Here is an 8,297-nt window from a genome sequence, read left to right on the forward strand (position 1 = left end):
TAACAATATATTTTTGGGCAGCTATTCCGCCCTCCGTTCCCAATCTTTTTTGCCCTCGTTTTTCCAGCAGCAAAAAAGGATTTCCACTCAGGTCGGGCTGCAATCATATTACTTTTCAAAATGGATGGTTTAATTATTATTAGTACTTAAATTAAAAAATGTCTCAAAAAAAGAAAATTCTTATCCGTATTGGCTCACTTCGTCACGGCGGTGCTGAAAAAGTATTGGTTACTTTTCTGAAAAATCTTCCGCGAGATCAATATGAGATTGATTTGCTTTTAAATTTATATTCAGGAAAATATCTGAGCGACGTTCCCGATTGGATCAATATCATCTATCTGAATAAAGGAGAAATGATTACGACCAACAGGATTCAGGATATTCCAAAAAAAGCGGCAAGAGTTATTTATCAGACTGCGTTGAAAAAGTTACCTACTCTTCTTTATAACGGAAAATTAAAAGGTAAAAAATACGACATCGAATTTGCAGCTATTCACGGGATGCGAGATGAAATTATTAATTCTCCTCTCACTTCTTCAAAAAAAATAGTTTGGATTCATAATGATCTCTCACAAGTAAAAGAATATACAGAAACTGAGATTAAAAAATTCTTCGCTTTTGATAAAATCATGGTGATTTCTGAAAAAATAGAAAATCTTTTTCTTGAATTAGCCGAAAACGAAACAGAGAAACAAAAAATCGTTAAAATTTACAATCCTTTAGACACTGAAGAAATTCTATCTAGAGCCGATAATCCTGTTATCAATTATGAATTTGATGACGCAATTCCTACTTTTATTTCTGTAGGAACCGTATTTCCACAAAAAGGTTTTGACAGGCTACTGAAGGTTCACAAAAAACTTTTGGACGAAGGTTTGAAACATAAAATATTGATTGTTGGTGACGGATATGATTTTGAAAATATTAAAAGCCTAAAAACCGAGCTTAAGGCTGATGAAACGGCAACGATGTTAGGTTTTACAGACAATCCGTATCCGTATTTCAGCAAGGCAGATTTCTACATTTTAAGTTCAAGATATGAAGGATTTCCTACTGTTTTGTTTGAGGCAATTACTTTAAAAAAGAAAATTATTGCGACTGACGTTTCCGGCGTGAAAGAAATGCTCAATAATGGTGATTTAGGTTTAATTGTTGAAAATTCTGAAGATGGAATTTATTTCGGAATGAAGAAAGCGTTGCTGGATTCACCGTATTTTGACCAATATGTCAATAAGCTAAAAGATTACGAAATGTGTTTTAATCTTGAAAATTCTGTGCAGAAAATCATTTCAATTATTGACTACTTGTAGATTAATTTTTGTTCTTTTTACCTTTAAGACCATTTAGATTTTTTAAATTTGTTCTATGGCAGACTACTCTACTATACAAAAAGATTTCTACCGGGAAAGCGGAAAATGGCTTTCAACCATTAAAATATTAGCAAAATGCGTTAACCCGAATCTACATTTCATTTATATTTTAAGAAAAGCTCAAAAGTATAGTAAAACGCCTGTTTTAGGACTTTATTGGAGAATTGTTTTAAGGCATTTTCAAATTAAATATGGTTTTCAGATTTATCCGGAAACTCAGATTGGAGAAGGTTTTTATCTGGGACATTGGGGAAGCTTGGTCATCAATCCGAAAACGAAAATAGGAAAAAACTGCAATATTGCTCAAGGCGTAACCATCGGCCAGCAAAACAGGGGTAAAAATGAAGGGTATCCTGTCATTGGCGATGAGGTTTGGATTGGACCAAACGCAGTGATTGTAGGAAAAATCAACATCGGCACAAATGTTTTGATTGCCCCAAATGCGTTTGTAAATTTTGATATTCCAGATAATTCTGTGGTTACAGGCAATCCTGCAAAGGTTTATCCTAACGAAAATGCAACTGAAGGATATATCAATAATCGGGTATAAACCTGAATTTTATCATATTTTAAAGTATATTAAACTTTGTTAAAAATGATAGATAATAATCCAAAATTAATATTTTTGCATAATTATTGATTCAGTCTATTGAATTTGAAAATAATTTAAACGAAATAAATAATTATACTCTTTAAAATTTAATTAATGAAAAATTCGTACGAAGTTATTTTTGAAAACAACAGAAAATGGGTAGAATCTAAAATAGCAGACAACCCCCAATTCTTTGAGGAACTTGCCAAAACTCAGCATCCGGAATACCTTTACATAGGTTGTTCAGACAGCAGAGCCACAGCAGAAGAACTCATGGGAGCAAAACCGGGAGAAGTTTTTGTTCACAGAAATATCGCAAATGTTGTTAATACCTTAGACATGAGCTCCACCGCTGTTATACAATATGCAGTAGAGCACTTGAAAGTAAAACACATTATAGTTTGTGGACATTACAACTGTGGTGGTGTAAAAGCAGCGATGACGCCTCAAGATTTAGGACTTTTGAATCCTTGGCTGAGAACTATTCGTGATGTTTACAGACTGCACCAAGCAGAGCTAGATTCTATTGATGATGAAAATAAACGTTATGACAGGCTTGTAGAACTTAATGTTCAAGAGCAATGTATCAACGTAATAAAAATGGCCTGTGTACAGGAAAGGTATATCTTAGAAGAATATCCTATTGTTCACGGCTGGGTTTTTGACCTAAGAACAGGTAAAATTATAGATCTTGAAATTGATTTTGAGGAAACCTTAAAAGACATTCAAAAGATTTATAATCTTACAGGCTCAGATTGGGTTATGAGCAAAAAGAAATAATTTTTCTTTAAAAATTGAGTGAATGAAATTCTGGAGTATTATTACATTACTGTTTATCCTAAACTTCACAGCCTTGCCGAGCATCGCTGCGGTTTTTGGTTGGGAAATACAGAGAACCAATGTAATTTTAAACGAAGAAGAAACCCACTCTCATTATTCATCATTTACGGTTTACGAAAAGACTTTACCAAAGACTTTAAACGTACATGATTTTCTAAAATTTTTCGAGCTTGATCTCGAACGCAAGTCTTTTGTGTTGATTGATGATTCCTTTCATCTATCGCCCTTTCTTACCATATTTTCTCCACCACCGGAAGCTTAGTTTGAAATACATTCGCAAATATTCATATCAGATTTGATGTTGAATAGATGCTCTTTTTAAATTAATTTCAATTTTATCACTGATAATTTTAGTTAAAACTTTAATTAAGATTAATCGGTTACACTAAGTATTTTTCGCTGTCATGAAAAAATCAAATTCATTATTTGGAGGAATTAAAGAAAATTTCCCTTCAGGCCTCGTTGTGTTTTTAGTAGCTCTTCCGCTATGTTTAGGAATTGCTTTAGCCTCTGGCGCACCACCATTATCTGGTATTATTGCAGGTATTGTGGGTGGTTTAGTTGTTGGAGTACTCAGTAATTCAAATATTTCAGTTTCAGGACCTGCAGCAGGTCTTACCGCAATTGTTTTAACTGCCATTACGGATCTTGGAGCTTTTGAACTCTTCCTTTGTGCAGGTATTATCGCCGGTCTTATACAGCTGGTTTTAGGTTTTGTAAGAGCTGGAAGTATATCCAATTATTTTCCCAATAATGTAATTGAGGGAATGCTTGCTGCCATCGGAATTATTATCATTATTAAACAAATTCCGCATGCATTAGGATTCGACAAAGATTATGAAGGAAACGAAACCTTATTTTCTAACGGAATCAATTTCAATTATTTCACAGAATTAATGGGTGCAGTACACCCGGGAGCCATTATTGTTACACTAGTTTCTGTAGGAGTTCTTTTAGCTTGGGATAAAATTCCAACTTTAAAAAGAATGAAAATGTTACCCGGAGCATTAGTTGCCGTTGTAGTAGGAATTTTACTGAATGAAGCATTTAAAATGTCTGGAAGTTCTTTAGCAATTAGCACAGAGCATTTGGTTTCTTTACCTGTTCCTCAAAGTCTTGATGATTTTAAAAACTTAATCATACTTCCAGATTTTAACGGTTTCACAAATCCTAAAGTATGGATTGTAGGAGCAACAATCGCTATAGTAGCATCAATTGAAACACTACTTTGTATTGAAGCTTCAGACCGTTTAGATGTTCAGAGAAGAATTACCGATACCAATTTAGAATTAAAAGCTCAGGGAATCGGAAACCTTATCAGTTCATTCATCGGTGGATTACCAATGACGTCGGTAGTAGTAAGAAGCTCAGCAAATGCGAATGCAGGAGCTACTTCTAAAGTTTCTGCAATGATTCATGGGGTTTTACTATTGGTTTGTGTATTGACCATTCCTTTTATTTTAAATCTAATCCCTTTATCAACATTGGCGGCAGTTTTACTTTTGGTAGGATATAAATTGGCAAAACCGGCTACATTCAAACACTTCTGGCATTTAGGAAAGTTCCAGTTTATTCCGTTTGTAGCGACCGTAGTTGCTATTGTAGCAACTGATTTGCTGAAAGGAGTAGGAATTGGTTTAGCAATCTCTGTTTTCTATATTTTACAAGGAAATATGAAACGTGCTTATTATTTAAGCCGCGAAAAACTAAAAGATGCTGACGGTATTACAATAAAATTGGCAGAAGAGGTATCTTTCTTGAATAAAGCTGCTATTAAAAAGACATTAAAAAACATAAAATCAAATTCTACGGTAACGATTGATGCGAGAGGAACATCATATATCGCAACGGATGTACTGGAAATGATTCAGGATTTTGCCAACATCAGAGCGAAAGAAGAAGACATTAATGTGGAACTATTAGGCTTCAAAACTTCGTACAGAGACTACGAAACCGATGAAGACTCTCACATCGTCATTACCCATAAAAGAGCTATGTAAGCTCATCACAAATATTTTCTTTAACTTTAATTTTAATAATAATTCAATAAATAACAAAACATATGAAAGCACATACATCAGAAACTCAGTCTACGATTACTCCTGAAAAAGCATTAAACTTTTTACAAGAAGGAAACCAAAGATTCGTCAATAACTTAAAGGCAAACAGAGATCTTTTGGAGCAGGTAAATGCTACTCGTGAAGGGCAGTGGCCTTTTGCAGTTGTCTTAAGCTGTATCGACAGCCGTACTTCTGCAGAATTAATCTTTGATCAAGGACTAGGTGATGTTTTCAGTATCAGAATAGCAGGAAATTTTGTTAATCAGGATATTTTAGGATCGATGGAATTTGGCTGTAATGTAGCGGGTTCTAAATTGGTTGTTGTTTTAGGACACACAAAATGTGGAGCTTTAAAAGGCGGATTAGATGCTGCTAAGATCGAAGGAATGGGAATGGATAACCTGAACCACCTTATCGGTCATTTTGACCCGATCATCAAAACGATTATCAAGGATGATGAAGAGCGTTCTTCTGCTAATGCAGATCTTCTTGAAAGACTGAATCAGCATAACGTAAAAAATGCGATTGAAGAGATTCGTAAGCAAAGCTCTACTTTAAAAAGACTTGAGGAAGAAGGCCAAATTAAAATAATTGGAGCGAATTATGACGTTGAAACCGGCGTTGTAACTTGGTTATAATAAACATTCATCTTTCATTACTATAATTCGGTCGGAAACAATGTTTCCGACCGAATTTGTTTTTTTACTTACCGTTAAAGGCAGACATAGTATTATTAATACCTGCAAAAACAAACGACAGACAAGCTTTTGAAAACTTTTCTATTCTTTCGGGAAGCTTTTCATTTTCATCTTCATTCCAGGTACCCAAAACATAATCAACCTGTCTTCCTTCAGAAAATTCTGCAGAAATCCCAAAACGAAGTCTTGCATAATTCTGAGTCTGCAATACTTCCTGAATATTTTTAAGTCCGTTGTGACCGGCATCAGAACCTTTCATTTTCATTCTTAGTGTACCGAAAGGCAATGCCAGATCATCAGTAACAATCATTACATTTTCTAAAGGGATATTTTCTTTCTGCATCCAGTATTTTACCGCATTTCCGGAAAGATTCATGTAGGTATCTGGTTTTAAAACGAATACTTTTCTTCCTTTATACTTCCCTTCTGCCATCCATCCGAAATTGGTGGTTTTGAATGGGGCTTCTAGAGTTTCAGCAATTTTTTCAGCAACTTTAAAACCTATATTATGACGTGTATTTTCGTATTCAGGGCCTTTATTCCCAAGGCCGACAATTAAATATTTCATGAGAAATTTTTTGCAAAATTAAGGGTTCTAAAATAAAAAACTCAACCCTAAAAAGGATTGAGTTTAAATATTTTAAAAAAATTATTAATTACAAAGGTTTGTAAAAATAATTAATTCCAAATCCTTGAGTCATATACGTCTGTGGATCATACTTATAATTGGTAGAAACGACAACGGGAACAGGAACTGCTGGCATCATATCTGTTGCAGAAGCCCTTTTAGGACTGTTTGGTGACAAGATTAAACCTCTGTCATCATTAATATCCGTAGAAATAAGTACTGAAACTTTATATTCGAATGGCAACAAAGTATAACCGCTGATTTGAGAATCATAACTGCTAAAATCAAATGTGAACTTTTTGTCTGCATCCTCAAAAACAGTTCCTGTCAATTTACCTACCTCTTTAGCTACCGAAGAAACATTATCTCCTAAATAACTGTAAGCAGCTTTAGTATAGTCTGTATAAACAAAAGAAGGAATATCGTTACCTCTTCTCATTACAATAGAAGCTAGTTTTCCTGTTGTAGAGCTATACGTTAAAACATAAATAGCTTTTGTTTTTGCAAAAACTACATAAGGTCCTGCTGGAGTACCTGGAGGAGAACCTACAGGAGGTGGAGTTCTTCTAAATACAGTTCTGTTTTCAGAAATCATTGTTAATTTACTCAAATTACCATATGTATATTGCTGAGTATAAGAAATACTGTCTGAATCTATTGCGCCGTCGTTATCTAAATCTAGAAAACCATTAAATGTAAGTCTGCTGATTTTATCACCACTCCATTCTACATCGGTTATAGACGCCTTTTCTGTAATCACTTTTGTAAGAAGCAAACCTGTATATTCATACTGTGCAATCTGCCCAACATTGGTCACTTCTCTCGATAAAGCTCTTGGCCCAATCAAGCCTGTATTTTCATTCAAATCCAAAAGTGGATTTCCTTCTTCATCAGTTAAATCTTTACAAGAATGTATTGAAGAAAAACCTGCTATTAGCAAAATAAAATAGAAAAGTCTTTTCATTATGTAATGGGATTATTTATTTTTTCACAAATATAATTTTTTTTTGTATAAAAATCATATTTTAATTAATATTATAGCAAAACTAGCAATAAAAAAACTCATTATAAAGCTTTATAAACATACTTCTTAACTTGACTTTGATCTGATGTAGGATAATTCATAGAATCGTACAAATACGTTAAACCAACATTAACTGTTGGTGTTGACTGATATTGAATATTATAATTAGTCAGATTATTATTAGACAATAATGAAAAATTGAGAGGATGCAACAAACTCCACATTACAAAAAATGTTTTTGGCAAAGTTGTGTACGGATTAATCTTACTATCATAAGCCGTAAAGTTGAATGTAGAAGTCAATACACTAGTCATATCAGGAACGCCTGAATCACTGGTAAGCCCCGATTCCATGACAACTTTTGTTATATTATCTCCTGTATTTGTCAAACTATAATTGGTGAAATGAGTGTAATCTGCTCCATTTTTCTTCTTTTCTACGATTTTAGTCATTTTCCCTGAGCCATCGTATGTATAGGTATATTCACTATTGTACGTAGTAAGAGTACCTAAAGTAGCTACACAAGTTGTATAACTAATTTTTCCACTAGAATCATAAGTGATAATAAAATCATATCCTAAATTATTTGCAGGAGTAGTACCATTGACTTCCTGTCCAACTTTAACTCTTGAAATTTTGCCCGAAGTATATGTTACATTTCCTATTAAAAACGAATTTGGTCCACTATCTTCTTTATAAATAGCTTTCTGCAAAATATTTCCAGTCGTTACAAATTCTTCAGCAGTTTCATTATTAGCAACAATTTTGTGTAAAATTCGAGGTCCGGTAATTGTGGGTGTACTTCCACCACTGCTTCCTGAACCTCCAGGATTATTAAGTGTATTATTAATTGGATCTGCGGTTGTGTTATCGCATGAAAACATAAAACCAAGAAGTAAGACTGATAAGCCTTTGAATAAATTTTTAGTCATAAGTTAATAGTTATTAATTTCACAAATATAAATTATTTTCAATACCAAAGGATTTATTTAAAAAAATTATGTATATCCGTAATCATCCATAATTTCGTATATTTGTTTGTTATATAATAAGTTAGATGGATATATTTAGTTTTACGGCTGATT

Annotated in this window: 9 protein-coding genes; 6 read left to right on the forward strand and 3 right to left on the reverse strand. The window is 33.5% G+C overall.

Features of this window, described 5'->3' with window-relative positions; genetic code table 11:
• Positions 1-158 precede the first annotated feature (158 nt).
• The 6 genes from AB671_RS04455 (at position 159) to AB671_RS04480 (ending at position 5,500) form a co-directional block, all read left to right on the forward strand.
• Positions 159-1,310 carry a glycosyltransferase gene (locus AB671_RS04455; RefSeq protein WP_066682275.1) on the forward strand — a complete coding sequence of 384 codons (1,152 nt, stop codon included), beginning with the start codon at positions 159-161 and terminating at the stop codon, positions 1,308-1,310.
• A gap of 55 nt (positions 1,311-1,365) precedes the next feature.
• Positions 1,366-1,920 carry a serine O-acetyltransferase gene (locus AB671_RS04460; protein WP_066682272.1) on the forward strand — a complete coding sequence of 185 codons (555 nt, stop codon included), beginning with the start codon at positions 1,366-1,368 and terminating at the stop codon, positions 1,918-1,920.
• A gap of 156 nt (positions 1,921-2,076) precedes the next feature.
• A complete protein-coding gene (locus tag AB671_RS04465; RefSeq protein WP_066682265.1) occupies positions 2,077-2,742 on the forward strand; it encodes a carbonic anhydrase in 666 nt (221 codons plus the stop codon).
• Positions 2,743-2,764: 22 nt separating this feature from the next.
• Entirely contained in the window at positions 2,765-3,064 is a 300-nt protein-coding gene (locus tag AB671_RS04470) for a hypothetical protein (RefSeq protein ID WP_066682257.1), read from the forward strand.
• Between the two features lie 142 nt (positions 3,065-3,206).
• Positions 3,207-4,802 carry a SulP family inorganic anion transporter gene (locus tag AB671_RS04475; RefSeq protein WP_066682254.1) on the forward strand — a complete coding sequence of 532 codons (1,596 nt, stop codon included), beginning with the start codon at positions 3,207-3,209 and terminating at the stop codon, positions 4,800-4,802.
• A 62-nt stretch (positions 4,803-4,864) separates the two neighbouring features.
• Positions 4,865-5,500, forward strand: a complete 636-nt coding sequence (locus tag AB671_RS04480; RefSeq protein WP_066682251.1) for a carbonic anhydrase — start codon at positions 4,865-4,867, stop codon at positions 5,498-5,500.
• Positions 5,501-5,564: 64 nt separating this feature from the next.
• Here AB671_RS04480 and pth read toward each other — a convergent pair whose 3' ends face one another.
• From pth to AB671_RS04495, 3 genes are all read right to left on the reverse strand, one after another.
• A complete protein-coding gene (gene pth, locus AB671_RS04485; RefSeq protein WP_066682248.1) occupies positions 5,565-6,128 on the reverse strand; it encodes an aminoacyl-tRNA hydrolase in 564 nt (187 codons plus the stop codon).
• A gap of 88 nt (positions 6,129-6,216) precedes the next feature.
• Positions 6,217-7,152, reverse strand: a complete 936-nt coding sequence (locus AB671_RS04490; RefSeq protein WP_066682241.1) for a hypothetical protein — start codon at positions 7,150-7,152, stop codon at positions 6,217-6,219.
• A gap of 101 nt (positions 7,153-7,253) precedes the next feature.
• Entirely contained in the window at positions 7,254-8,144 is an 891-nt protein-coding gene (locus tag AB671_RS04495) for a hypothetical protein (RefSeq protein WP_066682237.1), read from the reverse strand.
• Between the last annotated feature and the right edge of the window lie 153 nt (positions 8,145-8,297).

The sequence above is a fragment of the Chryseobacterium sp. BGARF1 genome (genome assembly GCF_001677955.1).
GTDB lineage: Bacteria > Bacteroidota > Bacteroidia > Flavobacteriales > Weeksellaceae > Chryseobacterium.

What these genes read in the sequence shown, in the direction of transcription:
- AB671_RS04460 (WP_066682272.1), top strand. Translation starts at nt 1,366, where the DNA reads ATGGCAGACTACTCTACTATACAAAAAGATTTCTACCGGGAAAGCGGA.
- AB671_RS04470 (WP_066682257.1), top strand. Translation starts at nt 2,765, where the DNA reads ATGAAATTCTGGAGTATTATTACATTACTGTTTATCCTAAACTTCACA.
- AB671_RS04455 (WP_066682275.1), top strand. Translation starts at nt 159, where the DNA reads ATGTCTCAAAAAAAGAAAATTCTTATCCGTATTGGCTCACTTCGTCAC.
- AB671_RS04495 (WP_066682237.1), bottom strand. Translation starts at nt 8,144, where the DNA reads ATGACTAAAAATTTATTCAAAGGCTTATCAGTCTTACTTCTTGGTTTT.
- AB671_RS04475 (WP_066682254.1), top strand. Translation starts at nt 3,207, where the DNA reads ATGAAAAAATCAAATTCATTATTTGGAGGAATTAAAGAAAATTTCCCT.
- AB671_RS04490 (WP_066682241.1), bottom strand. Translation starts at nt 7,152, where the DNA reads ATGAAAAGACTTTTCTATTTTATTTTGCTAATAGCAGGTTTTTCTTCA.
- pth (WP_066682248.1), bottom strand. Translation starts at nt 6,128, where the DNA reads ATGAAATATTTAATTGTCGGCCTTGGGAATAAAGGCCCTGAATACGAA.
- AB671_RS04465 (WP_066682265.1), top strand. Translation starts at nt 2,077, where the DNA reads ATGAAAAATTCGTACGAAGTTATTTTTGAAAACAACAGAAAATGGGTA.
- AB671_RS04480 (WP_066682251.1), top strand. Translation starts at nt 4,865, where the DNA reads ATGAAAGCACATACATCAGAAACTCAGTCTACGATTACTCCTGAAAAA.